At 72.7% G+C, this 24,733-nt stretch carries 20 protein-coding genes, 1 tRNA gene and 1 riboswitch; of the genes, 7 read left to right on the forward strand and 14 right to left on the reverse strand.

Features of this window, described 5'->3' with window-relative positions:
* Nucleotide 1: 1 nt before the first annotated feature.
* The 12 genes from ACLWS4_RS00275 to ACLWS4_RS00330 form a co-directional block, all read right to left on the reverse strand.
* A complete protein-coding gene (locus ACLWS4_RS00275) occupies nt 2-682 on the reverse strand; it encodes a hypothetical protein (RefSeq protein WP_074004365.1) in 681 nt (226 codons plus the stop codon).
* Entirely contained in the window at nt 679-2,703 is a 2,025-nt protein-coding gene (shc, locus tag ACLWS4_RS00280; RefSeq protein WP_049659813.1) for a squalene--hopene cyclase, read from the reverse strand. Before shc ends, ACLWS4_RS00275 begins: the two co-directional genes overlap by 4 nt.
* 64 nt (nt 2,704-2,767) lie before the next feature.
* A complete protein-coding gene (locus tag ACLWS4_RS00285) occupies nt 2,768-3,856 on the reverse strand; it encodes a polyprenyl synthetase family protein (RefSeq protein ID WP_117492733.1) in 1,089 nt (362 codons plus the stop codon).
* 209 nt (nt 3,857-4,065) lie between these two features.
* Complete coding sequence (hpnE, locus tag ACLWS4_RS00290) at nt 4,066-5,499, reverse strand: hydroxysqualene dehydroxylase HpnE (protein ID WP_074004364.1); 1,434 nt, start codon at nt 5,497-5,499, stop codon at nt 4,066-4,068.
* Nucleotides 5,500-5,626: 127 nt separating this feature from the next.
* A complete protein-coding gene (gene hpnD, locus ACLWS4_RS00295) occupies nt 5,627-6,484 on the reverse strand; it encodes a presqualene diphosphate synthase HpnD (protein ID WP_375876312.1) in 858 nt (285 codons plus the stop codon).
* 41 nt (nt 6,485-6,525) lie between these two features.
* The gene (gene hpnC, locus ACLWS4_RS00300) at nt 6,526-7,491 is read right to left on the reverse strand and encodes a squalene synthase HpnC (protein WP_117492544.1); all 966 of its coding nucleotides are present in this window, start codon (nt 7,489-7,491) and stop codon (nt 6,526-6,528) included.
* Nucleotides 7,492-7,763: 272 nt separating this feature from the next.
* Entirely contained in the window at nt 7,764-8,573 is an 810-nt protein-coding gene (locus tag ACLWS4_RS00305) for an ABC transporter ATP-binding protein (RefSeq protein ID WP_234348229.1), read from the reverse strand.
* Nucleotides 8,566-9,507, reverse strand: a complete 942-nt coding sequence (locus ACLWS4_RS00310) for an ABC transporter permease (RefSeq protein ID WP_049649806.1) — start codon at nt 9,505-9,507, stop codon at nt 8,566-8,568. Before ACLWS4_RS00310 ends, ACLWS4_RS00305 begins: the two co-directional genes overlap by 8 nt.
* A 155-nt stretch (nt 9,508-9,662) precedes the next feature.
* Nucleotides 9,663-10,562: a glycosyltransferase family 2 protein gene (locus tag ACLWS4_RS00315; RefSeq protein ID WP_049649807.1), complete on the reverse strand. Its 900-nt coding sequence runs from the start codon at nt 10,560-10,562 to the stop codon at nt 9,663-9,665.
* Nucleotides 10,559-11,296, reverse strand: coding sequence for a CDP-alcohol phosphatidyltransferase family protein (locus ACLWS4_RS00320; protein ID WP_049649827.1), 738 nt, complete (start codon nt 11,294-11,296; stop codon nt 10,559-10,561). Before ACLWS4_RS00320 ends, ACLWS4_RS00315 begins: the two co-directional genes overlap by 4 nt.
* Before the next feature lie 91 nt (nt 11,297-11,387).
* A complete protein-coding gene (locus tag ACLWS4_RS00325; RefSeq protein ID WP_049649808.1) occupies nt 11,388-12,449 on the reverse strand; it encodes an iron-containing alcohol dehydrogenase family protein in 1,062 nt (353 codons plus the stop codon).
* Nucleotides 12,437-13,192, reverse strand: coding sequence for a sugar phosphate nucleotidyltransferase (locus ACLWS4_RS00330; RefSeq protein WP_049649809.1), 756 nt, complete (start codon nt 13,190-13,192; stop codon nt 12,437-12,439). Before ACLWS4_RS00330 ends, ACLWS4_RS00325 begins: the two co-directional genes overlap by 13 nt.
* Before the next feature lie 589 nt (nt 13,193-13,781).
* On the opposite strand from ACLWS4_RS00330, the gene idi reads away from it, so the two are divergent.
* Nucleotides 13,782-14,435 (forward strand): isopentenyl-diphosphate Delta-isomerase, encoded by a 654-nt coding sequence (gene idi, locus ACLWS4_RS00335; protein ID WP_079272473.1) that lies wholly within the window; start codon nt 13,782-13,784, stop codon nt 14,433-14,435.
* 84 nt (nt 14,436-14,519) lie between these two features.
* Here idi and ACLWS4_RS00340 read toward each other — a convergent pair whose 3' ends face one another.
* Nucleotides 14,520-15,038 (reverse strand): ATP-binding protein, encoded by a 519-nt coding sequence (locus ACLWS4_RS00340; protein ID WP_369808266.1) that lies wholly within the window; start codon nt 15,036-15,038, stop codon nt 14,520-14,522.
* Between the two features lie 393 nt (nt 15,039-15,431).
* Between ACLWS4_RS00340 and ACLWS4_RS00345 the strand changes: the two genes are divergently transcribed.
* From ACLWS4_RS00345 to ACLWS4_RS00360, 4 genes are all read left to right on the forward strand, one after another.
* Nucleotides 15,432-15,516, forward strand: a tRNA-Leu gene (locus ACLWS4_RS00345).
* A 316-nt stretch (nt 15,517-15,832) separates the two neighbouring features.
* Nucleotides 15,833-17,470, forward strand: a complete 1,638-nt coding sequence (locus ACLWS4_RS00350; RefSeq protein ID WP_074004361.1) for an APC family permease — start codon at nt 15,833-15,835, stop codon at nt 17,468-17,470.
* Nucleotides 17,471-17,841: 371 nt separating this feature from the next.
* Nucleotides 17,842-18,306 carry a DUF6624 domain-containing protein gene (locus tag ACLWS4_RS00355; RefSeq protein ID WP_380738018.1) on the forward strand — a complete coding sequence of 155 codons (465 nt, stop codon included), beginning with the start codon at nt 17,842-17,844 and terminating at the stop codon, nt 18,304-18,306.
* Between the two features lie 107 nt (nt 18,307-18,413).
* Nucleotides 18,414-19,841: an aldehyde dehydrogenase family protein gene (locus ACLWS4_RS00360; protein WP_375876306.1), complete on the forward strand. Its 1,428-nt coding sequence runs from the start codon at nt 18,414-18,416 to the stop codon at nt 19,839-19,841.
* A gap of 127 nt (nt 19,842-19,968) precedes the next feature.
* On the opposite strand, the gene ACLWS4_RS00365 is transcribed toward ACLWS4_RS00360, so the two are convergent.
* Nucleotides 19,969-21,426 (reverse strand): glycine hydroxymethyltransferase, encoded by a 1,458-nt coding sequence (locus tag ACLWS4_RS00365; protein WP_375876307.1) that lies wholly within the window; start codon nt 21,424-21,426, stop codon nt 19,969-19,971.
* Nucleotides 21,427-21,445: 19 nt separating this feature from the next.
* A riboswitch (ZMP/ZTP riboswitch) is annotated at nt 21,446-21,542 on the reverse strand.
* Between the two features lie 304 nt (nt 21,543-21,846).
* Here ACLWS4_RS00365 and ACLWS4_RS00370 point away from each other — a divergent pair.
* Nucleotides 21,847-22,827: an ABC transporter permease gene (locus ACLWS4_RS00370; RefSeq protein ID WP_049649813.1), complete on the forward strand. Its 981-nt coding sequence runs from the start codon at nt 21,847-21,849 to the stop codon at nt 22,825-22,827.
* A gap of 116 nt (nt 22,828-22,943) precedes the next feature.
* Nucleotides 22,944-24,701 (forward strand): ABC transporter substrate-binding protein, encoded by a 1,758-nt coding sequence (locus ACLWS4_RS00375; protein ID WP_416873004.1) that lies wholly within the window; start codon nt 22,944-22,946, stop codon nt 24,699-24,701.
* Nucleotides 24,702-24,733 lie beyond the last annotated feature (32 nt).

The following is a 24,733-nucleotide window of genomic DNA, read 5'->3' on the forward strand; positions in this document are numbered from 1 at the left end:
GCTAGCTCGCCTCCTGGGGGAGCGTCGAGGATGTGGGGTGGTTCAGGTCTACGGAGCCGGGCGCGCGCTCCTGCCGGTACCAGTCGACGAGGGCGGGTACCGTCGCCCGCAGGGTCCGCCAGGCGCGCACCCCGGCCGGGAGGGTGCCGGGCCGCAGCAGCTCGTGCTCGGGCGTGTCCACCACCACCCGCAGGACGGCCGCCGGCAGCACGGGCCGGACCTCGCGCAGCGCGGCCAGGACGGCGGCGGCCTCCATGTCGACGGCGAGCGCGCCCTGGAGGTGCAGCGCCCGCCGTTCGATGCCGCGCACCACGTGGTCGGCGGTGTGGTGCACGCCGGTGTGCACGGTCAGGCCGCGCTCCTTCAGCGCCCGGGTCAGCTCCGCGCCGGAGTCGAGCGGGTACAGGTGGCCCTCGGCGTCGCGCACGCCGTCGGCGGCGACCACGTCGCCGGGCAGGACGCCCGGGCCGAGCGCGGCGCCGAAGCCGGCCACCACCACGGCGCCGTAGCCGCTGGGGGCGGAGCCGAGCAGGCGCCGGACGGCCAGCCCGGCGCGGCGCCGGCCGACCCCGGTGCGCACCAGCACCGGGGACCCTCCGGTCGCACCGCGCCAGTCGCCGCCGCGCAGGGCCCAGACCTCGGGGCCCAGGGCGCAGAGCACCAGCAGGGGCGCGGTGGTCACCGCGCCGTCCCGATCGCCGGGGTTCCGTCGGCCCGGATCGTGCCCGGGGCGCCGTTGAGGTAGCGGCCGAGCGCGGTGACCGGGAAGACCAGCCGGTACAGGTGGTAGTTGATGGAGAAGTCCCACGGGAAGCCGGTGCCGGTGAACTGCGGCTCGTCCCAGGTGCCCTCGGGCAGCTGGGTGCGCACCAGCCACTCCGCGCCGCGCTCCACCGCCGGGTTGGCCCGGTCCTTGGGCCCCTCACCGGCCGCGAGCAGCGCCATCAGCGCCCACGCGGTCTGCGAGGCGGTGGAGTCGCCGCGCCCGGCCCAGCGCGCCGGGTCGTCGTAGGAGCGCATGTCCTCGCCCCAGCCGCCGTCGGCGTTCTGCCGGTCCTCCAGCCAGCGCACCGCCCGGCGGATCGCCGGGTGCTCGTCGGGAACGCCGGCCGCCACCAGGGCGGGCAGCACCGAGCCGGTGCCGTAGATGTAGTTGGTGCCCCAGCGGCCGAACCAGGAGCCGTCCGCCTCCTGGTTGCGCAGCAGCCACTCGATGCCGCGCCTGGTCCGGGGGTCGCGGGAGCGGCCGGTCTCGGCGAGCATCTCCACCACGTGCGCGGTGACGTCGGCGGACGGCGGGTCGACCACCTCGCCGAAGTCGCAGAACGGCAGCTTGTTGGGCAGCGTGCTGGTGTTGTCCACGTCGAAGGCGCCCCAGGCGCCGTTCTTGGACTGCATGCCGAGGTTCCAGAGCACGCCCCGGTCCACCGCGCCGTCGACCTTGGCCGGGTCGGGGTGGGCGACCCGGCGCAGCGCGAGCACCACCTCGGCGGTGTCGTCGATGTCGGGGTAGGTGTCGTTCTCGAACTCGAAGGCCCAGCCGCCGGGGGCGAGCCCGGGCCGCTTCACGGTCCAGTCGCCGGGCTTGCGGATCTCCTCGCCGAGCATCCAGTCGACGGCGGAGACCAGCGCCGGGTGGTCGGCCGGCACCCCGGCGTCGACCAGGGCGATGGTGGCCAGGCAGGTGTCCCAGACCGGGGACTGGCAGGCCTCCAGCCAGCGCTTGCCGTCCTCGGTGTGCACGGTGAAGCGGTCGAAGGAGGAGAGTCCGGCCTTCATCACCGGGTGCTCCAGCTCGTAGCCCTCCAGGTGCAGGGCGATCAGCGAGTAGACGGCGGGGGGCTGGATGCCGCCCCAGCAGCCGTCGGCCTCCTGGCGTTCGACGATCCAGCGGCAGGCCTGCGAGAGGGCCAGTCGGCGCAGCGGGCGGAAGGCCCGGCGGTGGTAGGCGTGCAGCGCCTTGTCGAGGCGTTCGAACAGGCCGTCCCAGGTGGTGGCGGGGGCGAGCGGCCGGTGGGGGTACGGGTCGTTCGGGTCGGTGTGCAGCTCGGTGAGCGGGAAGGGCGCCGGACGGACCGGGCGGTGGGAGGAGACGACCGTCAGCGGGACGATGGTCTGGCGGGCCCAGCAGCCGAAGGCGTAGATGTTCAGCGGCAGCCACCTGGGCAGGAAGATGATCTCGGGCGGCATCTCGGGCAGCCGTTCCCAGGGCCACCAGCCGAACAGGGCGAGCCAGATCCGGGTGAACACCCGGGCGGCCGCGATGCCCCCGGCGGAGCGGACGTAGCGGGCGGCGGCCAGCATGTGCGGGGCTTCCGGGTCGTCCCCGGCAAGTTTGAGGGCGACGTACGCCTCGACGGTGGTGGACAGCTCGGGCGGCCCGCCGTGGAAGGTGGACCAGGTGCCGTCCTCGCGCTGCTGGGAGCGGATCCATTCGGCGGTGGCGCGGGTCTGCTCCTCGGTGCGGATTCCCAGGAACTGGCGGAGCAGTAAGTCCTCGGCGTCCATGGTGACGTTGGTCTCCAGGTCGCCCTTCCACCAGCCCTCGGACGACTGCAGGGAGAGCAGGTGGGTGGTGGCGCGGGCCAGGGCCTCCCGCGCGTCGGCCGGTCCGTGGTCCGTCTCACCGGCCGGCCGCGGCTGGTCGGTGTCCTCGGGCTGCCACCGCCCCGTGCCCAGCAGGGCCGGGGGGCGGTCGCCCACCGCGACCGGCTCGGAATCGTACTCAGGGTCGAGCCGGCCGTCCGCGGTTGCTGTCAACGTAACGTCACCTCTCTCGTACCACCACGAATTCGGCGAGTGCGACGAAGTGCTCCCGCACCTCGTCGGTCATGGGCACCTCGTCCAGGGCGGCGAGGGCAGTCGTGTGCTGGCGGCGGGCCTCCTCCCGGGTCCAGGCGCGGCCGCCGGCCTCCTCGATCAGCGCGGCGCGGGCGGCGAGCTCGGGCTCGCTCTCCTCCCCGCGTCCCTTCGGGTCGGCCAGCTCTTCGGCGAGCCGGCGCGAGGCCGCTCCGCCCTCGGCCAGGGCGGCGGCGACCGGAAGGGACTTCTTGCGCTGGCGCAGGTCCCCCCAGTGCGGCTTGCCGGTGACCTCGGTGGCGCCCCAGATGCCGAGCAGGTCGTCCACCGCCTGGAAGGCGAGGCCCAGGTGGTGGCCGTAGCGCTGGAGCGAGTCGGAGACCTTGTCGTCGGCGCCGGCCAGGACGGCACCGATCGCCGAGGCGGCGGCCAGCAGTGCCGCCGTCTTGCCGCCCTCCATCTCCAGGCACTCGGCGACCGTGACGCTGTCGCGCTGTTCGAAGGCGACGTCCATGGCCTGGCCGTCGATCAGCCGGCGGGTCGCCGTGGTGAGCAGCCGGACGGCGCGCGCGGCGTCGGTGGCGCTCGCCCCGCCGGTCACGGCGGCGTCGAGCAGCACCTCGGTGCCGAGCGTCGCCAGGGCGTCGCCGACCAGGATCGCCTGGGCCGGCCCGAAGACCGTCCAGGCGGTGGCCCGGTGCCGTCGGGTCTCGTCACCGTCCATCAGATCATCATGGAGGAGGGAGAAGTTGTGCACCAGTTCAACCGCGACCCCACCGGGCACGCCGACCTCGGCCGCCGCGCCGGTGGCCCGGGCGGACAGCAGCGCCAGCGCCGGGCGCACGGCCTTGCCGCCGTCCCCCGTCACCGGGGTGCCGTCCCGGTCGATCCAGCCGAAGTGGTAGGCGGCGACGGTGTCCATGGGTGCGGCCAGTCGGGCGACGGCGGCCCGTAGCGGCGGGGTGCAGAGCGTACGGCTGCGGGCGAGCAGCTCCGGCACCGAGACCGGTTCGGCGTGCGCCGTGCCTCCGACGGCGTAGCCGGTGCGTGACTCCACGTGCGTTCCCTCTTCCTCGTGGTGCCGGGCCGCACGGGGCGGCCGGGCGCTGTCGGTGCGGCTGGTGTCGAATCGAGTGCCGGTGCCGATGGTTCCAGCAGCGCCGGTGGTGCCGGTACGGCCGGCCGGGCCGCTCCCGGTGGATGCGCCGGTGCGCTCGACGGTACGCCCGTCGGCTCTGGCGGGCTCTCCGGCGGCGGGGCCCGCCGTCACCTGGGCCACCTCCCGTCGCCGCGGTCCACCGGCGTCCGGGTGCCGGCCGCGGCGAGCGCGGCGTCGGCCGCGGCGTGGCCGCTGCGCACGGCGCCCTCCATGGTCGCGGGCCAGCCGGTGGCCGTCCACGAGCCGGCCAGCAGCAGGCCGGGGACCTCGGTGCGGGCCGAGGGGCGCAGTGCCCCGTTGCCCGGCGCCGGGTCGAAGGTCGCGGTGCGCTCCCGGGTGACGAAGAAGTCCAGCACCTCGGCCTGGGCCGCGGCCGGCAGCAGCCGGCCCAGCTCGGGCAGGTAGCGGCCGCGCAGCTCGGCCACCGGCAGGTCGATCTCGTCCTGCGCGGCGGACTGCGACAGTGCCAGGTACTGGGCGCCCGGGTGGGCCCGGCCCGTCGGGGTGGCGGCCAGGCCGGAGTGCGCGGTGCGGTCGAAGACCCACTGGACCGGGGAGCCGAGCGCGGCGAAGAACGGCCGGCGCAGCACCTTGCGGTCGTAGACCACGTGCACGTTGAGGATCGGCGCGGTGCCGAAGCCGGCCAGCCGCTCCTGCCCGGGGACCGCGTTCGGCGGCAGCAGCGCGGCCGCGCTGTCCTGGGCGCCGGCCAGCACCACGGTGTCGGCGGTGAGCAGTTCCCCGCCCTCCAGCCGGACGGCGTGCTGCGGCGCGGCCGGCTTCAGCTCGGCCACCCGGGACCGCAGCAGCACCCGGACGCCGGCCCGCTCCAGTTCGGTGAGCGCCCGGTCGTGGTGGATCACGCCGAGCGGGACGGCGGCGGTGCCGATGTCCGAGGCGCCCGGGTCGGAGAGCAGGCCGGTCTTGAACACCATCCCGGCGAGCGCCAGCGAGACCTGGTCGGCCCGGGCGTTCAGGGTGGCGACGCCGACCAGGTCCCACAGGGCGGCCTGGGTGGCGGCGTTCTGCCCGTTGCGGCGCAGCCAGTCGCCGAAGGAGACCTCGTCCAGGGCCGGGTCCGCGAGGTCCAGGCCCCGCAGGGCGAGCGCGCCGCGGACCACCCGGGCGCGGTCGGCCGGGGACAGGTGCGGGTAGCGGGCCAGGCTGCCGGCCAGGTGCAGCGGGACGGGCAGGCCGGCCCGGCGCAGTCGGCCCAGGGTGCGCACCGGGGCCTCCGGCGGCCCGGTGACGGAGAGCACCGGGATGTCGAGGCGGTCCTGGAGGTGGACCAGCCGGGAGGCGCCGAGGCGCTCCAGCAGGCCGCGGTAGGCGGTGCAGCAGCGCAGGTAGACGTGCTGGCCGTTGTCGACGGTGAGCTCGCCGCGCTGGAAGGAGAAGGCCAGGCCCCCGAGCCGGGGCCGCCCCTCCGCGAGGGTGACCCGGTGGCCCGCCTCGGCGAGGCGCAGCGCGGCGGTGATCCCGGCGAGGCCGCCGCCGACCACCACGGCGGCCGGGCGCGCGGCATCGGCTCGCCCGGTCATCGGCCCTCCCCCTCGCAGTCGGTGGACCGCCCGCGGGCGGTCCCTGAAGAAGATCCTCGTTTGTTCAACACGGAACTACCCGCACGTGATTCCCAGCTGACACAGCGTGACAGAACTGTTGCGAGAATCAAGAACGCCCCCCGGCGAGCCCGGAAAGCGCCACGTACGCCTTCTCCCAGCCCGGCAGCGAGACCCGGCCGCGCAGGACCGACTCCGGTTCGGCGGCGATCCGGCCGAGCAGCCGGTGGTAGATCCCGGCCATCGCGGCGGTGCAGGCGCGGCTGCGGCGGTCGAGCATCGGCAGCAGCCGCAGGCCCTCCTCGAAGGCGGCCTGGGCACGGGCGGCCTCGAAGGCCACCAGGCCGGTGAAGTCCGCGCCGACCGGCGGCTCGGGCAGGGCGAAGCCCTGCTCGCAGCCGAACCGGACCAGGTCCTCGGCGGGCAGGTAGGTGCGGCCGGTCAGGGCGTCCTCGCGCAGGTCGCGCAGGATGTTGGTGAGCTGCAGCGCCAGGCCCAGGGTGTCCGCGTAGCGCGCCCCGAGCTCCGGGTCGTCGCAGCCGTAGACGCCCAACGAGAGCCGGCCGATCGCGCCGGCCACGCAGCGGCAGTAGACCTTCAGCTCGTCGTACGTCTGGTACTCGGCGCCCTTGAGGTCCATCTCGACGCCGTCGATCAGCTCGTCGAAACCGCCGAGCGGGATCGGGAAGCGCCGGGCCGCGTCGGCCAGGGCGACCTTGATCGGGTCGGTGTCGTCGTCGGCGACCACCCCGGAGCGGACCTCGTCCACCAGCTCCCGGGTGCGCACCAGCGCCTCGGCCTTGCGGTCGTCCGGGAGGTCGCCGTCGCCGATGTCGTCCACCCGGCGGGCCAGGGCGTACAGGGCCGACATGGCCAACCGCTTGGGTTCTGGCAGCAACCGGATGCCGTAGCTGAAGTTGCGCGCCTGCAGTCCGGTGACTGCCTCGCAGTACCGGTACGCCGCCATGACCTGGGCCGACGCCAGTGGTGATGCCGCCACGCGGGCGTTCACCTTCCCTTCGCGAAGATGGCCGCCGCCTTCGCTGCGAGGCGGCGCTTGTCCGGCTTCGCCTGCTGGGCGAGCACGTCGTACCCGGCGTCCTCGACGGCCGCCAGGGCCGCATAGCCGCCTGCGGTGAATCCCGCCAGGAGCAGTCGAAGCCTCCCCCGAACCGTACCTACCAATGGTGCGCCGCGGTCGAGCAGGGTGCGGGCCCGCTCGACCTCGAAGGCGATCAGCTCGCGCACCGCGCCGTCGGCGGAGGGCGCGGCCAGGTCGGCCTCGGTAACGCCGAAGCGGGCCAGGTCCTCCGCGGGCAGGTAGATCCGGCCGTGGGCCAGGTCCTCGGCCACGTCCTGGATGTGCTCGACCACCTGGAGTCCGCTGCAGACGGCGTCGGAGAGTTCGGTCCGCTCGGGGGTGGAGACGCCCGCGATGGCCAGCACGAGGCGGCCGACCGGGTCGGCGGAGAGGGTGCAGTAGCCGATCAGGTCGTCGAAGGTGGCGTAGCGGGAGGTGGTCTGGTCCACCCGGTTGGCCTCGATCAGACGGCGGAACGGTTCGGGGGTGAGGCCGTGCCGGTCGACCAGCGGGACGAGCGCGCTCATCAGCGGGTGGCGGGGGCGGTCCGCGCCGGCCGCTCCGGAGCCGCCGGCGGTGCGCAGGGCCGTCTCGAAGACCCGGTCGAGGTCCTGCTCCAGTCCGTCGAGCAGGGCGAGCCGGAAGGCGGTCTCCTGCGGAGCCGGCGGGCCGGACTGGTCCGAAGGGGTGGCGGGGGGCGTCTGCTCGACCCCGAGCAGCCGGGCGGTGGCGGCCGGGTCGGCCAGGTCGCCGTCGCCGGCGTCGTCGACCAGGCGGGCGAAGCCGTACACCGCCATCAGGTCGTCGCGCCAGGCCGCGGGCAGGAAGAACGGGGCGACGGGGAAGTTCTCCGCGCCCGCCTTGTCCAGGGTCTGTCCTGCGGAACCGTTCACCGGCGTATCTCTGGGCTGGGCCGAAGCCGACACTGCTGTCACTCCCCCGTTCTACACCGCTTGGCACGACCGGTCCGACTCGGACACGCGTCCGAGCGCGGGCGTCACGCACGGCACACCGCCCCCGCGACCACCAGGCTGACACGCCCGGGCGCGCCGGAGAAGAGCGCCCCGCCGGGGCACCGGGCGCTCGCCTCCGCGCCGGGCGGCGGGAAAGGCGCGGGGCCGGCTCCGGAAGCTCCGGAACCGGCCCCGCGGGAGTGTGACGGGGACTACGGTCGCTCGCCGCGCTCGTAGCGGCTCACGACCTCCTCGGTGGGTCCGTCCATGACCAGCTCGCCGGCCTCGATCCATATGGTCCGCTCGCAGACCTCGCGGATCGAGTTGTTGTCGTGGCTGACCAGGAAGACCGTACCGGCGGACTTGCGCAGCTCGTCGATCCGCCGCTTGCTGCGCTGCTGGAAGGCCTGGTCGCCGGTTGCGAGGGCCTCGTCGATCAGCAGCACGTCGTGGGTCTTCGCGGCCGCGATCGAGAAGCGCAGCCGGGCGCCCATGCCGGAGGAGTAGGTGCGCATCGGCAGGGAGATGAAGTCGCCCTTGTCGTTGATGCCGGAGAACTCGACGATGTCCTGGTAGCGGGCCCTCACCTGGGCCGGGGTCATGCCCATGGCCAGGCAGCCGAGGACGACGTTGCGCTCACCGGTGAGCTCGTTCATCAGCGCGGCGTTGACGCCCAGCAGCGAGGGCTGGCCGTTGGTGTAGATGCCGCCCTTCTCGGTCGGCAGCAGGCCGGCGATGGCGGCCAGCATGGTCGACTTGCCGGAGCCGTTGGAGCCGATCAGGCCGATCGCCTCGCCCTTGTACGCGGTGAAGCTGATGCCCTTGACCGCGTGCACCTCGCGCACGCCGGAGGCGCGCTTGCGGCTGATGATGCGGCTCAGCGCCGAGGTGGCGCTGCCCTTGCCGGAGCCGGCGCCGTGCACCTTGTAGACGATGTGCACGTCGTCGACGACGACGGTGGGCTCGCGGGCGACGTCCGCGTCCGTGACGGTGTCGTTGTTGCTCAGGTCGATGTCAGCCACGGCCGTACTCCTCCTCGGCCTTCCAGAAGAAGACGTATCCGACGACGAACATGCCCACGCCCCAGGCCAGGCCGTACGCCCACTGGTGCGGCGGGAGGGTCTGGTGCACCGGCTGGTGCGGGTTGTAGATGACCGGCGCGAAGGCGTGCCGCAGCAGGTCCATGTAGATCGACGCCGGGTTGAGCGACATCAGCGTCTGGATGTAGTGCGGCCAGTGCGTGATCTTGTCCTGGATGCTGAACATCACACCGGACAGGAACATCCAGGCGCGCATCACGAACGGGATCAGCTGGGAGATGTCGCTGGTCCGGGAGCCGAGCCGGGCCATCACCAGGGAGATGCCGGTGTTGAAGAGCGTCTGCAGGAGCAGCGCCGGGATGATCAGCAGCCAGGTCCGGCCCGGGGTGATGCCGGCGGCGAGCACGGTGACGACCAGGACGACCATCGAGATCAGCAGCTGCTGGAGCTGGATCACGGTGAAGGCGATCGGGAGGCTGGCCCGGGGGAAGTGCAGCGCCCGGATCAGCCCGAGGTTGTCGGAGATCGCCCGGGTGCCGGCCTGCACCGCGTTCTGGGTGAACTGGAAGACGAAGACGCCGATGCACAGCCAGGCGATGTAGGTGTTGTCCGGGAAGCCCTGCTTGCTCGCCAGGATCACGCCGAAGACCAGGTAGAACACCGCGCAGTTGAGCAGCGGGGTCACCACCTGCCACAGCTGGCCGAGCTTGGCGTTGGTGTACTGGGCCACCAGGCGGGCGGTGGCGAAGGCCCAGATGAAGTGGCGCCGGGCCCAGAGCTGCTTGGAGTAGGCGAACAGGCCGGGACGGGCGCCGCTCACCGCCAGACCGTACTTGTCCGCAAGCTGCTTGGGGGTCAGGCCCGCGTCCGCCCCCCTGGGGGCCGAGAGGCTGACGGGTTCACTCACTGTCGACACATTCGTCCTTCACGCGGGATCGGTCGGGGCGGCCGGTCGGCGGGGTCCGCCGGTCGTGCGCCGATGGGGATCCACTGGGATCTCGGGGGAGCCGGCCGGTGTGTGGGCACCGGCCGCAGCGATCGATCATCCGATGCGGATGCCATCAGATGTGATCAGATGATCGGAGGTCGGCCCAGCCTGGTCAGTCGCCAGACGGTACGCCACCGCATGGGCCGCCGCGCACCGCAGGGTTCGCGCCAGCCCGCCCGGAACCCGCCCCACCAGGCCTTCAGCGCCTCCGGGGAGGGGCGGCGGGCCAGGGTCAGCAGGAACCAGGTTCCCAGATAGAGAGGCACCAACAGGGCCGGAAGGTTCCGCCTCGCGAGCCAGACCCGGTTGCGGGCCACGTTGTGGAAGTAGCTCGCGTGGCGGGCGGGCGAGGTCGTGGGGTGGTGCAGCACCACGTCCGCCCGGTAGTCGATGGCCCACCCGGCGTCCAGCGCGCGCCACGCGAGGTCGGTCTCCTCGTGGGCGTAGAAGAACTCGGCGGGCAGCTGCCCGGCCTGCTCGAACACCTTGCAGCGCACCGCGCTCGCGCCGCCCAGGAAGGTCGTCACCCGGGACGAGCGCAGCGGGTCACTGGCGCGCAGCCGGGGGACGTGCCGGCGCTGGGTGACACCGGTGTCCGGGTCGGCGATCCGGAAGGAGACGATGCCCAGCTCCGGGTCGGCGGTGAAGGCCTCGCGCAGCAGGCGGGCCGAGTCGGTGCGCGGCAGGTTGCCGTCGTCGTCCAGGAAGAGGACGGCGTCGACCTCCGCGCCGTCCCGGCCGAACAGCTCGATGCCGACGTTGCGCCCGCCCGGGATGCCCAGGTTCTCCGGCAGCTCGACGGTGCGCACGCCCTCCGGCAGCGGGGGCAGCTCCACGCCCTGGCCGACCACGGCCAGCTCGACCGCCGGGCCCTCCTGGGCGCGGACGGCCTCGATCAGGGCGTTGAGCTCGGCGGGCCGGTTGCCCATGGTGATGATCACGGCACCGAGGCGGAAGTCCTCCGCCGTGCCCGGCGCGCTCATCGCAGCCTGCTGGAGAGGACGATGCTCAGCAGGTGCAGCACGGTCTGGAGCATCGCGATCGCGGCCAGGACGACCACCGCGAGCCGGGTGAAGAGCAGCCCGCCGTGCACCGCGTCGGCGACGCCGGCGGCCAGGATGAGCAGCGAGGCCTCGACCGCGCCGACCAGGCGGTGGAACTTCAGGAAGGAGGCCGCCCGACGGGCCTTGGCGACGGAGGCCGAACGCGGCACCGAGGCGCTGTCCTCGACGGCCGTCAGGCCGCTGCGGGCGCGGGCCACGTCCACCAGGTCGGTCTCGGACTTGATCAGGATCGCGCCGAGCGCGGCCAGGGTGCCGAGGAAGGCCCACTCCCAGTGCGACCCGGTGCCCTCGCGGTGCAGCAGGTCGGTGGCGCGCAGGCCGAGGCCGGTCAGCAGCGCCGCCTCGGACATGTAGTGGCCGACCCGGTCCAGGTAGACGCCGGTGAGCGAGGTCTGCCGCCGCCAGCGGGCCACCTCGCCGTCCACGCAGTCCAGCAGCAGGTAGACCTGGATCAGCAGGGCGCCCAGGACGGCGCCCGCGATGCCCGGCAGGACCAGCGCGGCACCGGCCAGGATGCCGGTGACCATCATCAGGTACGTCAGACCGTTGGGCGTGATCGCCGTCACGGTGGAGAGCACCCGGGTGATCCGCAGCGAGATCTTCCGCATGTACAGGCGACCGGCCCAGTGCTCGGCACTGCGGCGCTGGAGCATGCCCTCCGGGTGGATCACCGCGCGCAGCTCCTCGATCGAGGGCCGGCGGGTCAGGTCCACCGGGGGCCGTTCGGCGCCCGCGGTGGAGGGGTCAGCTGTTGACGGCTTGGACATAGTCGGCGTACGCGTCCCTGATTGCGGAAGGGGAGAGGTCGAGGTGTTCGAGGATGGTGAAGCGCCCCGGTCGGGTGTTCGGAGCGTAGTGCACCGCTTCGGTGAACTCCGCCTCGGTGAAGCCGATCTGAGCCGCGGTCACCGGCAGTCCGTGGCTCGCCAGGCGCTCCACGATCAGGCCGGTCAGCTCGCGCTCGCCCCGCAGGAAGCTGGCGAAGGCGGCGCCGAGGCCGACCTGCTCGCCGTGCTGGGCGGACCGCTTGGGATACAGCACGTCCAGGGCATGCGAGATCTCGTGGCAGGCACCCGACGAGGGCCGGGTGCTGCCCGCGATGTTCATCGCGATGCCGGACAGTACCAGGGCCTCGGCGAGCGCCGTCAGGAGGTCCTGGTCCTGGGTGCTCCCCGGGTGCCGCAGCAGGTTCTCGCCCGCCGAGCGGGCCATCGCCACGGCCAGACCATCCACCGGCTCGCCGGTCACCGCGTGCGACAGCTCCCAGTCCGCGCACGCGGAGATGTTGGAGACGACGTCGCCCACACCGGCCGCCACGAAGCGCTGCGGGGCCTGCCGGATCACGTCCAGGTCGACCACGATGCCGATCGGGCTGGGCACCCCGTAGGAGCCGCGGCCGGCGTCGTTGTCCAGGGTGGAGACCGGCGAGCAGATGCCGTCGTGGGCCAGGTTGGTGGCGACCGCGACCAGCGGCAGGCCGACCCGGGCCGCGGCGTACTTGGCGGCGTCGATGATCTTGCCGCCGCCGAGGCCGACCATCGCGTCGTAGTGGCCGCCGCGCATCGCCTCGGCCAGCCGCACCGCGCTGTCCAGGCTGCCGTCGTCCACGTTGTACCAGTCGGCGCCGGGCAGGGCCGGCTCCAGGCGGCGGCGCATGGCCGAGCCGGAGCCGTTGCTGATCGCGACCGCGATCCGGCCCGAGGCCGACAGCCGCTGGTCCGCGAGGATGCCGCCGAGCGCGTCCAGCGCGCCCGGGCGGATCTCGACGAACAGCGGCGACGGGACCAGTCGGGTCAGTACCGGCACGCGATCTCCCGCGCCTTCGCCAGGTCGTCGTGGTTGTCGACCTCGACCCAGGAGACCTCGCCGATCGGCTGGACGTCGATCCGCAGGCCGCGGTTCACCATCTCCTGGTAGCCGTCCTCGTAGTACAGCTGCGGGTCGCGCTCGTAGGTGGCGCGCAGCGCGTCGGTCAGGTCGGCGGCGGCGGACGGGTTGATCACCGTGAGGCCGATGTACTCACCGCTCGCCTCGGCCGGCTCCATCAGCTTGGTGATCCGGCGCATGCCGGTGGCCGGGTCTACGACGACCTTCATCTCCTCGTCGGCGAGCTTCTTCACCGTGTCGAGGGCGAGCAGGATGCCGGGGGCGGCGCCGGCGTCGGTCAGGCGCCGGTTGCCCTCCAGCATGGTGCGCTGGACGGAGGCCGGGTGGACGGTGTCGCCGTTGGCGAGCAGCAGGCCCTCGGCGAACAGGTCGCGGGCGCACCAGAGCGAGTAGGCGTTGTTCCACTCCTCGGCCTTGTCGTTCTCGACGAGGTGGAGCTTGACGCCGTACTTGCTCTCCAGGGCGTCCTTGCGGTCGTACACCGCCTCCTTGCGGTAGCCGACGACGATCGCGGCATCGCGCAGACCGACCTCGGCGAAGTTGCCGAGCGTGAGGTCCAGGACGGTCCGTTCCCCGTCGACCGGCACCAGCGCCTTGGGCAGGGTGTCGGTGTACGGGCGCAGCCGGCGGCCGGCGCCGGCTGCCAGAACGAGGCCGATCATGCGGGTCTCCTGATCCGTCGTGCTGTGCGCGGGGCCGTGCCGGGGGCGGCGGCGCCACCGGGACCCCCGGTCCGGTGTTCGACCGGGCCGGGCGGCGGCGCGCCGGTGCCGGCACAGATCCGGGCACCGTGTCGTATGTGATGGTAGGCGACCGGGGCCACCGGCCAGAACGCGCCCGCCCTGCCCAGGGGCGGCGGCGGGGCGGCGGACGGGCGGCCGCCGAGGGCCCGTCGAACGGCCGTCGGGCCGCCCGGGGGCCGCACCGGATCCGCCCGGGCGCCGCCTGCGGGACGGTGCGGGGAGGCCGCGAGGAGGCGCCGGGCCGGTCGAACGGGCTCCGAACGCACGCCGAACGGTTCTGCGAATTCTGTGACTCTTACGAGGGCATCCCGGACCCTTCTCTGGACGGTTTCCGACTCCTCCGGGTCATGATCCGCCCGGTTGTGCGTGGGACCCCTGCCGACCGCCACCCATACGGCAGACTGGATGCCGACGCCGGCGCCGGTGCCCCCGCTGTGTCCGCCGCACTCCGCCCGGTGTGTCGGAGACACCCGATGCTCCCGTTGCTCCCGCTCCCGAAAGAGGCCCCATGCCCCAGAGTCTTCCGACCGATCCCACGCACTTCGCGGCCGAGATCGACACCGGTCTCGATGTGGAGACCGATGTGACGGTCGACCCCCGGGCCACCGGGTCCGCCCCCGTCGGAACCGAGATCCTGCTGGAACTGGTCGACGACGCGGGCGTCACGATCGGCACCGGCGAGAAGCTCTGGGCCCACCAGCAGCCGGGCCGGCTGCACCGGGCCTTCTCGGTCTTCCTGTTCGACCGCCAGGGCCGGCTGCTGCTCCAGCGCCGGGCCCTCGGCAAGTACCACTCCCCCGGCGTCTGGTCGAACACCTGCTGCGGCCACCCGTACCCGGACGAGCCGCCGTTCGTCGCCGCCGCCCGGCGCACCGCCGAGGAGCTGGGTGTCGCACCGGCGCTGCTGTGCGAGGCGGGCACCGTCCGCTACGACCTGCCGGACGAGGCGTCCGGGCTGATCGAGCGGGAGTGGAACCACCTGTTCGTGGGACTGGTCACCGCGCCGGTCGAGCCCGCCCCGGAGGAGGTGGACGACTTCGCCTTCGTGACCGCGCAGGAGCTGCGCGAGCTGCGGGCGGAGCGGCCGTTCTCGGTCTGGTTCGAGACGGTCTTCGAGGCCGCGCTGCCGGGCATCCGGGAGATCGCCGGGCGGGACTGGTAGTCCGCCCGCCCCGGCCGGTGGTCCGGCCGTCCCGACCGGCGGTCCGGAGGTGTCGGCCGTCGGTCCGGCGTCCGGCCCGGCCGGTCAGTGGTCGGGCCCCGGGGGAACGGGCAGCGAGGCCCAGATGACCTTGCCGCCCTCCCCCGTGTCTTCGACGTCGCACACCCCACCGGCCTGCAGGGTGACGCTCTTCACCAGCAGCAGGCCGCGCCCGCCGGTGCGTCCGGTGTCGTTCTCCAGCGCCTTCGGCCGGTACGGGTCCCCGTCCTCGACCGACACCCGCACCCAGGCCCGGCGCAGCGACAGCTCGGTGACCACCTCGGGCGACAGCTCGGCGGCGTGCGTCACCGCGTTGCTCACCAGCTCCGAGACGATCAGCAGCAGGTCGTCCACCAGCTCCTGGTAGCGCACCCCGGTCATGCCCTGGGCCAGCAGGCGGTCGCGCACCGCGTGCCGGGTGAGCGGCACCGAGGCCTCGGTGGCGGGCACCGGGAAGCGCCACACGCCCTCGGTGGGGCCCGCGGAGGCCGTGGCCCCGACCGGGCCCTCCCCCCGCCTGCCGCGTCTCGGTTCGGCCTTCGCCGCTCCGCTGATCTGCTCCACGTCCAGCCGCCCTTCGTCCGCGACCCGGGAATCAGGCGATCCGCTTCATGGCGCCCTCGGTCCACAGAGGCTAGGAGAGCCGTCGCGGCGGGTGCGGCACCGTCGACAAGTTGCCCGTGTCGGACCGGTTCCGGCCGCAACCGACCGCGGGCGGTGCGGGAGTCGACCGGTTCCTTCGCGGACCCCACCGGTTCGGGCCGGATTCGAGCGCGTTCACAGGCCGTACCAACCTGTGCGGGCGGTGCGCCGCGGCCCCGTGCCCCCGGAGCGGCCCGACCAGGATGTCGGTCGGCGCGGCCCCGAGGAAGCGCAGGTGAGAAGCACTCCAGAACCCTGGTAATGTTCTCTCTGTCGCCGAGGGGGCGAGGAAAAAGCCCCCGAAGCACACACCCAGTCCGGGTGGCGGAATGGCAGACGCGCTAGCTTGAGGTGCTAGTGCCCTTTATCGGGCGTGGGGGTTCAAGTCCCCCCTCGGACACAGCCGAAATTCCCCGTGGAGGCCGAAAGGCCTCCACGGGGAATTTCGTTTTTCGGGCCGCCCCTTTCCCCCGGGCCGGCCCCGGTCGCCGTCCCTGGCCACCGCCCTCCCTGGCGCTGTGGCGTCCGTCTCCTCGCCGGTCCGCATCGGCCCGGACGCCGGACACGAGATGGCAACAATCGGATGGTTTGAGCTTCCTCTGAGGTTTTCGCCCCTTTTTGGACCTTAGGCTGCTCTCCGTTTGTCCGAAATACCGACGCAAAATCGCAAAAACACCGACACCACCCGATGAACCACGAGCGAGAGGACCGATACGTTGAGTGAGCCCGAATCGTCGACGGCATCACACCAGAACTACCGCCGATCGCTCGGAACGATCAGCCTGACCGCGGTCGGGCTGGGGTCGATCATCGGCTCCGGGTGGCTGTTCGGTGCCGAGCGGGCCGCCAAGCTCGCCGGACCCGCCTCGATCCTCGCCTGGGTGATCGGTGCCGCGGTGGCGCTGACCATCGCGCTCACCTACAGCGAGCTGGGCTCGATGTTCCCCAAGGCCGGCGGCATGGTCCGGTACGGCCAGTACTCGCACGGCTCGCTGGCCGGCTACCTGGCGGCCTGGGCCAACTGGATCGCCATCGTCTCGGTCATCCCGGGTGAGGCCACCGCCTCCGTGCAGTACATGAGCTCCTGGCACTTCGGCTGGGCGCAAGGGTTGTACGACGGCAAGGAGCTGACCCTCAGCGGCGTGGCGCTGGCCAGCGTGCTGCTGCTCGTCTACTTCGCCCTCAACTGGTTCGCGATCACGCTGTTCGCCAAGACCAACACCGCGATCACCGTCTTCAAGGTCGTCGTCCCGACGGTGACCGCCGGTGCGCTGCTCTTCGCGCACTTCGACTCGGCGCACTTCACCGACCACGGCGGCTTCGCGCCGAACGGCTGGAGCTCGGTGTTCACCGCCGTCGCGGTCTCCGGCATCGTCTGGGCCTTCAACGGCTTCCAGTCCCCGCTGAACCTGGCCGGCGAGGCCAAGAACCCCGGCAAGTCGCTGCCGAAGGCCGTCATCGGCTCGATCCTGATCGCCCTGGTGATCTACGTCGCGCTCCAGATCGCCTTCCTCGGCGCCATCCCGGGCGGCGACCTGGCGAACGGCTGGAGCAACCTCTCCTACACCTCGCCGCTGGCCGACCTGGCCATCGCCTGGGGCCTCAACTGGCTCGCGATCACGCTCTACGCGGACGCCTTCATCTCCCCCTCCGGCACCGGCATGATCTACGCCGCCACCACCTCGCGCATGATCCACGGCGTGCAGGAGAACGGCCACCTGCCGAAGATCTTCGGCAGGGTCGACGCCAAGACCGGCATCCCGCGCCCGGCGCTGGTGCTCAACCTGGTGGTCGCGTTCATGTTCCTCGCGGTCTTCCGCGGCTGGGGCTCGCTGGCCGAGATCGTCTCGGTGGCCACCGTGATCTCGTACATCACCGGCCCGGTCGCCGTGATGGCGCTGCGCCGCCTGGCCCCCGAGCTGCCGCGGCCGGTCCGGCTGCGCGCCATGCCGGTGATCGCCCCGATCGCGATGATCTTCGGCTCGCTGGTGCTCTACTGGGCCCGCTGGCCGCTCACCGGCAAGGTCATCCTGCTGATGGCCGCCGGTCTGCCGATCTGGGCCTGGTACGAGCTGCGCAAGCCGTTCGCCGTGCTGAAGCCGCACCTGAAGGCGGGCGCCTGGATGGTCGCGTACCTGTTCGTGATGGCCGGCGTCTCCTGGGCGGGCAGCGCCGACTTCGGCGGGCACGGCTACCTGCCGGAGGGCTGGGACCTGCTGATCGTCGCCGCGATCGGGCTGGCGTTCTACTACTGGGGCGTCGCCAGCGCCTGGGCCAACCCCTCGCTGGCCGCGGTCCGCGAGGAGATGCTGGAGGCCGAGGGCGCCGAGGCGGCGGAGCCGTCCCGGGTCTGATCCTCGTCACACGGTGAAGGGCCGGTCGGATTCCTCCGACCGGCCCTTCGGCGTCTCTCGCGGGAGTGTGCGTTCCGTCGCCGTGTGCGTGGAGCGCTCCGTTGGCGCGTGCGCGGTGCGCCTCGTTCCCGTCTGCGCGGTGCGCTTCGTTCCCGCGTGCGCGGTGCGCCTCGTTCCCGGTGTGCATCCATTCTGCCGTGGGCGGCACCCCCGGGTCACCGTCTTCGGGGATGATCTTCGTCGCGTTCTCCGCGCCTAGCGTGGTGGCGGGCGGTCCTCGGCAGGAGGGCCCGGCTACAGGGAGCGTCGTCGACGTGACGGAAGCACAGCGGTACGGTCAGGATCCGGCCCTCGCGCGGGAGCTGGTCGGGATGATGGCCGAGGACGGCGCGGCCGCCCGGCTGGCGAACAGCCCCGACCTGGCCGAGCAGGCGGCCTGGCGGCGGCTGACCGCCCGGCACGGGGACCGGCTCGCGGAGATCATGGCGGCGCACGGCTGGCCGACCGAGCGCGCCGTCGGCCCCGAGGCCGCCCGGGCGGCGTGGCTGGTGGCGCAGCACGCGGACCGGCAGCTCGACGTCCAGCGGCGGGCGGCGGCACTGATGGGCGAGGCCGCCGCCCGGGGTGAGGCGAGCGCCCGCGACCTGGCCTTCCTCCAGGACCGGCTGGCGGTCAACGAGGGCCGGGAGCAGCGCTACGGGACGCAGATCGGCGCGGTGGCGGACGGCCGTCCGGTGCCGTGGCCGTGCGAGGAGCCGGAGCGGCTGGACGAGCGGCGCGCGGAGGTGGGCATCGAGCCGTTCGACGAGTACACCGCGCGGTTCGCTCCGAAGTAACCGTCAGGTCCGCCGGTCGGGATTGACTCTTGCGCGCGGCCGCCCGGGCCGCATTGACTGACCTTCGGCTAGCGCTGCTAGTTGAAGGGCGGACGAGAGGACGATCGGTGCGGCAGTACGCGGAGTACAGCGACCAGTACATCGACGGCGAGTGGCGGCCCTCCGGGGACGCCGGGTCGATCACCGTACTGAATCCGGCGACCGAACAGGTGCTGGCCACCGTGCCGGCCGGCGGCACGACCGACGTCGACACGGCGGTGACGGCGGCCCGCCGGGCGGCCCGCGCCTGGGGCACGACCACCCCCGAGGAGCGGCTGGCGCTGCTGACCCGGCTGCGGGACGGGATCGCCGCCGCGCAGAACGAGATCACCGAGACGGTCGTCGCCGAGCTGGGCTCTCCGGTCGGCTTCGCCGGTGCCGTGCACGCCGGGCTGCCGCTCGCTGTGGCGACCTCCTACCTGACCCTCCTTGCCGAGCACCCCTTCGAGGAGCGGATCGGCAACTCGGTGGTGCACGCCGAGCCGGCCGGGGTGGTCGCGGCGATCACGCCGTGGAACTACCCGCTGCACCAGATCGTCGCCAAGACCGTCCCGGCCCTGGCGGCCGGCTGCCCGGTGGTCCTCAAGCCGGCCGAGGACACCCCGCTGGTGGCCCGGCTGTTCGCCCGGCTGGTGCACGCGGCCGGGTTCCCGGCGGGCGTCTTCAACCTGGTGACCGGCACCGGGGCGGTGGCGGGCGCGGCGCTCGTCGGGCACCGGGACGTGGACCTGGTCTCGTTCACCGGTTCCACCGCCGTCGGCCGGCAGGTCGCCGAGACGGCCGGCCGGGGGCTGAAGCGGGTCTCCCTGGAGCTGGGCGGCAAGTCGGCCAACGTGGTGCTGCCCGGCGCCGACCTGGCCCGGGCGGTCAAGGCGAACGTCGCCAACGTCTTCGCCAACTCGGGCCAGACCTGCAACGCGCTGACCCGCCTGCTGGTGCACGAGGACCAGTACGAGGAGGCGGTCGCCCGGGCCGAGGAGGTCGCCGCCCAGTACCGGCCGGGCGACCCGACCGACCCGCAGACCCGGATCGGCCCGCTGGTCAACGCCAGGCAGCTGGCCCAGGTGCGCGGCTACATCGACGGCGCGCTGGCCGAGGGCGCCCGGCTGGTCGTCGGCGGCTCCGAGCCGGTCACCGAACCCGCCACCGGCTACTACGTCCGCCCGACCGTGCTCGCCGACGTGACCCCGGAGATGACGGTGGCCCAGGAGGAGGTCTTCGGCCCGGTCCTGGCGATCCTCCGCTACCGCGACGAGGACCACGCCGCCGAACTCGCCAACGGCACCCCGTACGGTCTGGCCGGCGGCGTCTGGGCCCGCGACACCGACACCGCCGCCGCCTTCGCCCGCCGCCTCGACACCGGCCAGGTGGACCTCAACGGCGGCCGTTTCAACCCGCTCGCGCCCTTCGGCGGCTACAAGAGCTCCGGCCTCGGCCGGGAGCTGGGCCGGCACGGGCTGGAGGAGTTCCTGCAGTACAAGTCCCTGCAGTACTAGCGGACCCGGTGCACGGGGCGGCGCGGGGCGGGGCCGACGAACGGCTGACGGCTGACGGCTGACAACTTTCAGCGAACAGATGACAGATAACAGATTTCGAAATCTGTCATCTGTTCGCCGTTCGCCGTCAGACCAGGTCGACGCCCGGGTAGAGCGGGTACGGGGCGAGCAGGTCGGCGGCGCGCTTGGCGGTGGCGTCGCGGAGGGCTGCGTCCAGGGTGTACGCGGCCTTGGACGGGGAGCCCTTGGCCGTGGTGGCGGGGGCGGTGGCGCGCAGGACGGTGTGGATCAGGTCGGCGATCTCGTCCATCTCGGCGGTGCCGAGGCCGCGGGTGGTGAGGGCCGGGGTGCCGAGGCGGACGCCCGAGGTGTACCAAGCGCCGTTCGGGTCCTGCGGGACGGAGTTGCGGTTGGTGACGATGCCCGAGTCGAGCAGCGCCGCCTCGGCCTGGCGGCCGGTCAGGCCGTAGCCGGAGACGTCGGCGAGGACCAGGTGGTTGTCGGTGCCGCCGGTGACCAGCTTTCCGCCGCGGCGCAGCAGGCCCTCGGCGAGCGCCTGGGCGTTGGCGACGACGGCGCGGGCGTAGGCCTGGAACTCGGGGCGGCGGGCCTCGGCGAGGGCGACCGCCTTGGCGGCCATCACGTGGGAGAGCGGGCCGCCGAGCACCAGCGGGCAGCCGCGGTCGACGTGCTCGGCCAGTTCGGACTGGCACAGCACCATGCCGCCGCGCGGGCCGCGCAGGGACTTGTGGGTGGTCGTGGTGACGATGTGGGCGTGCGGGACCGGGTCGTGGTCGCCGGTCAGCACCTTGCCCGCGACCAGGCCGGCGAAGTGCGCCATGTCGACCATGAGGGTCGCGCCGACCTCGTCCGCGATCTCGCGCATCCGGCGGAAGTCCACCAGCCGCGGGTAGGCGGAGTAGCCGGCCACGATGATCAGCGGGCGGAACTCGCGGGCGGTCTCGCGCAGCGCGTCGTAGTCGATCAGGCCGGTGGCCGGGTCGGTGCCGTAGCTGCGCTGTTCGAACATCTTGCCCGAGATGTTGGGCCGGAAGCCGTGGGTGAGGTGGCCGCCGGTGTCCAGGGACATGCCGAGCATCCGCTGGTTGCCGAGCTCCTGGCGCAGCCGCGCCCAGTCCTCCTCGGTGAGGTCGTTGACGTTGCGCACCGCGGCGCGCTCCAGCGCCGGGCTCTCGACCCGCTGGGAGAGGACGGCCCAGAAGGCGGTGAGGTTGGCGTCGATGCCGGAGTGCGGCTGGACGTAGGCGTGGTCGGCGCCGAACAGCTCGCGGGCGTGCTCGGCGGCGATGCCCTCGACGGTGTCGACGTTGCGGCAGCCCGCGTAGAAGCGGCGGCCGACGGTGCCCTCGGCGTACTTGTCGCTGAGCCAGTTGCCCATCGTGAGCAGGACGGCCGGGGAGGCGTAGTTCTCGCTGGCGATGAGCTTGAGCGAGCCGCGCTGGTCCGCCAGCTCCTGTCCGATCGCGGCGGCGATCCGCGGTTCGACGCCGGCGACCACGTCGAGGGCGCTGCGGAAGGCGGTGTCGGCCGCGGCGGAGGCGGCGGTGTGGGGCTGCTGGGCCATGGCGGTCTCCTGGTGGGGATGCGGGGGCCCAGGCGCTCGGCAAGTTCACGTGAGGATTCACGGGGCCGCTTCCCGATGGTTGATTCCATCCCTACGCGCCAGTTGCGGCCCACCGGGATCGTACCAACACCGGAGGGACTGTGGCGGAGGTCTCAGAATGCGGAACGGGCAGTCCGTTTCAGCATGGTATGTCCGTTCTTTTGCAACGCGAGTGTTTCAGCGAAATGAAGCCGCCACATTTCCCGAAACAGTTCGAAAGGAATGACCCGAACGTCCGCCAAAGGTGATTTGCGGAACCTCGGACGCATCCGATCAAATGGCGCTCGAACAGCCGCCGGGAAACCCCCGGAGGCCGTACCGGAAATACACACCAGCGCACCCTCACCCATGGGGCGGCGGAGAATTCGGGGGTTACGCCTCATGGCAGTGGTCGACACCGTCCCAGGCACCGCGGCCGGGCCCGTGCCCGCCGCCGACCCCGGCCCGCTCCGCCGGATCCTGCGGGACCGGGTCGGCGCCTCCGCCCTGGCGGTGGTGGTGCTGTTCCTGCTGCTCGCCCTCGGCGCCCCGCTGGTCGCCGCGCTGTACGGGAAGAACCCGGTCGACCACTACGGCCAGAACGCTCCGGGCCTGCTCAGCGACAGCGGCCTGCCGATGCTGCCGAACGGCGGCATCTCCGGGGACTTCTGGTTCGGCCTGGAGCCCGGCCTCGGCCGGGACGTGTTCACCCAGCTGCTGTACGGCATCCGCACCTCGCTGCTGATCGCCTTCGCGGCCGCCGTGGTGACCACCACGCTGGGCGTGCTGGTCGGCGTCGCGGTCGGCTACCTCGGCGGGATCACCGACCGGTTGTTCGGATTCCTCGCCAATGTGCTGCTGGCCTTTCCCACCCTGCTCCTGCTGCTCGCGCTCAGCCCGGTGATCCAGTCCCGGCTGGTCGACCCGGGCACCGCGGAACCGGAGTGGATGCAGTTCCTGGTGCTGATCCTGGTTTTCTCGGCGTTCGGCTGGATTCCGCTCGCGCTTTCCCTGCGGGCCACCGTCCGCTCGCTCCGGGAAAGGGATTTCGTGCAGTCCGCGCGGGCCCAGGGCGCGAGCCGATTCCATGTCGTCGTCCACGAACTCCTGCCGAATGTGCGCTCGCAGCTGCTGGTGCACGCCACCATGGCGGTGCCGACCTTCGTCGCCTCCGAGGCCGCGCTGTCCTTCCTCGGCGTCGGCGTCACCGAGCCGGTCCCGGACTGGGGGCGGATGATCGCGCGCGGCTCCGAGGTCTTCCAGGCCGACCCCACCTACATGGTGTTCCCCGGTGTGGCGCTGCTGCTGTTCGTCATCGCCTTCAACCTGCTCGGCGACGCCGTCCGGGACGCGCTGGACCCGCGCGCCGGCACCGCCCGCTGAGGCCCCTCCGGCCCTCCCGAGGCCGTTTCTTCTCGCCGCTCCCAAGACCCTTCACCCCTCCCCACCATCACCCGAGCCCGTCCCGGCACGACCGCCGGGGCAAGGAGAGATTCGCCATGCGCTGGACCAGACCGTCCCTCGCCGTCATCGCCACCGCCCTGCTGGCGACCTCCTGCTCGGCCGGCGCGGGCAGCACCACCGGCTCCGGCGGCGCCGGGGCCTCCGCCAAGGAGACCTCCCCGCTGACCGCCGTGCTCGGCAGCGAGCAGGAGAGCGCCGGCCCCGCCCCGGCCGTCCCTGGCGCCCGTGCGGGCGGCACCGTGAACGTGTACAACAGCGTCGAGTTCCGCCACCTCGACCCGCAGAAGGTCTACGCGGGCGCCACCTACAACGCCTCGCTGCTCTGGGGCCGCCAGCTGACCCAGTACCAGGTCGTGGACGGCAAGGCCAAGCTGGTCGGCGACCTGGCCACCGACACCGGCACCCCGGCCGACGGCGGGCGCACCTGGACGTACAAGCTCAAGCAGGGCGTCGCCTGGGAGGACGGGCAGCCGATCACCGCCCAGGACGTCAAGTACGGCATCGAGCGCACCTTCGGCAAGGGCTACGAGGTCGGCCCGCCGTACTGGCCGCAGTGGCTCACGGGCGAGGCCAGCTACGAGGCGGCGCGCACCAAGTACGCGGGCCCGCAGGCCGGCGACCTCGACGCGATCGAGACGCCGGACGAGCGCACCATCGTCTTCCACTTCCCGCAGCCGCAGGCCGACGTCCCGTACATGGCCGCGCAGTCCTCCTCCTCCCCGGTGCGCCGGGACAAGGACACCGGGACGGACTACGACCGCCTGCCGTTCGCGACCGGCCCGTACAAGATCGTCGAGCACGTCCAGAACACCCGCATGGTGCTGGAGCGCAACCCGGCCTGGAAGCCCGAGACGGACCCGATCCGCAGCCAGTACCCGGAGAAGTTCGTCTTCACGTACAGCAAGGAGGCGCTCAACCTCAACCAGGAGATCCTCTCCGGGCGGGACGGCGGCGCCAACGCCACCACCGCGGCCGACACCCTCTCCGCCGAGCTGTACCAGACCACCGACACCGACCCGAAGGCCAAGGAGCTGGTGGTCTCCGGCCGGCAGGGCGCCTTCGTCACCCAGCTGATGATCAACAACCAGCGGGTGTCGGACGTCGAGGTCCGCAAGGCGCTGCACCTGGCCTACCCGCGCCAGCAGGCCCGCCAGGTCCAGGGCGGCGCCCGGACCGGCGAACTGGCCACCACGCTCAGCTCGCCCGCGCTGATCGACTGGCAGAAGTACGACCTCTACCCGGTCAAGCCCGAGGGCGACCCGGAGGCCGCCAAGGCGCAGCTCGCCAAGGCCAAGCAGGCGCCCGGCAGCCTGACCTACGCGTACCGGAACACCCCGACCGGGCAGCGCGTCGCCCAGGTGCTGGTCGAGGGCTTCGGCAAGGCGGGCATCACCGTCGTGCCCAAGCCGATCGACCCCAAGGCCTTCCTGGACGAGGTGCACCACGACGGCGCCCCGTACGACCTGTTCGAGGAGACCAGCTCGGTCGACTGGCCGACCCCGTCCACCCTGATCCCGTTCTCCTTCGACGGCCGGGCCGGCAGCGACATCAACTCCGCGCTCTACCGCAACCCGGAGGTCGACAAGGAGATCGACCGGATCAACCAGATCGGCGAGCCGCGCGCCAAGGCCAAGGAGCTGTACGCGCTGGAGCAGACCGTGATGAAGGACGTGCCGGTGCTGCCGTTCGCCTACCCGACGGTCAACCAGCTGCGCGGCAGCAACGTCGGCGGGGCGTTCATCCACCCGATCTACGGGACCGTCTCGCTGGCCTGGCTGTACCTGAAGTCCTGAGCCGACCGGGGCCCGCTCCCGCCGCCCGTGCG

The organism is Kitasatospora sp. SC0581 (assembly GCF_048159585.1).
Taxonomy (GTDB): Bacteria; Actinomycetota; Actinomycetes; order Streptomycetales; family Streptomycetaceae; genus Kitasatospora.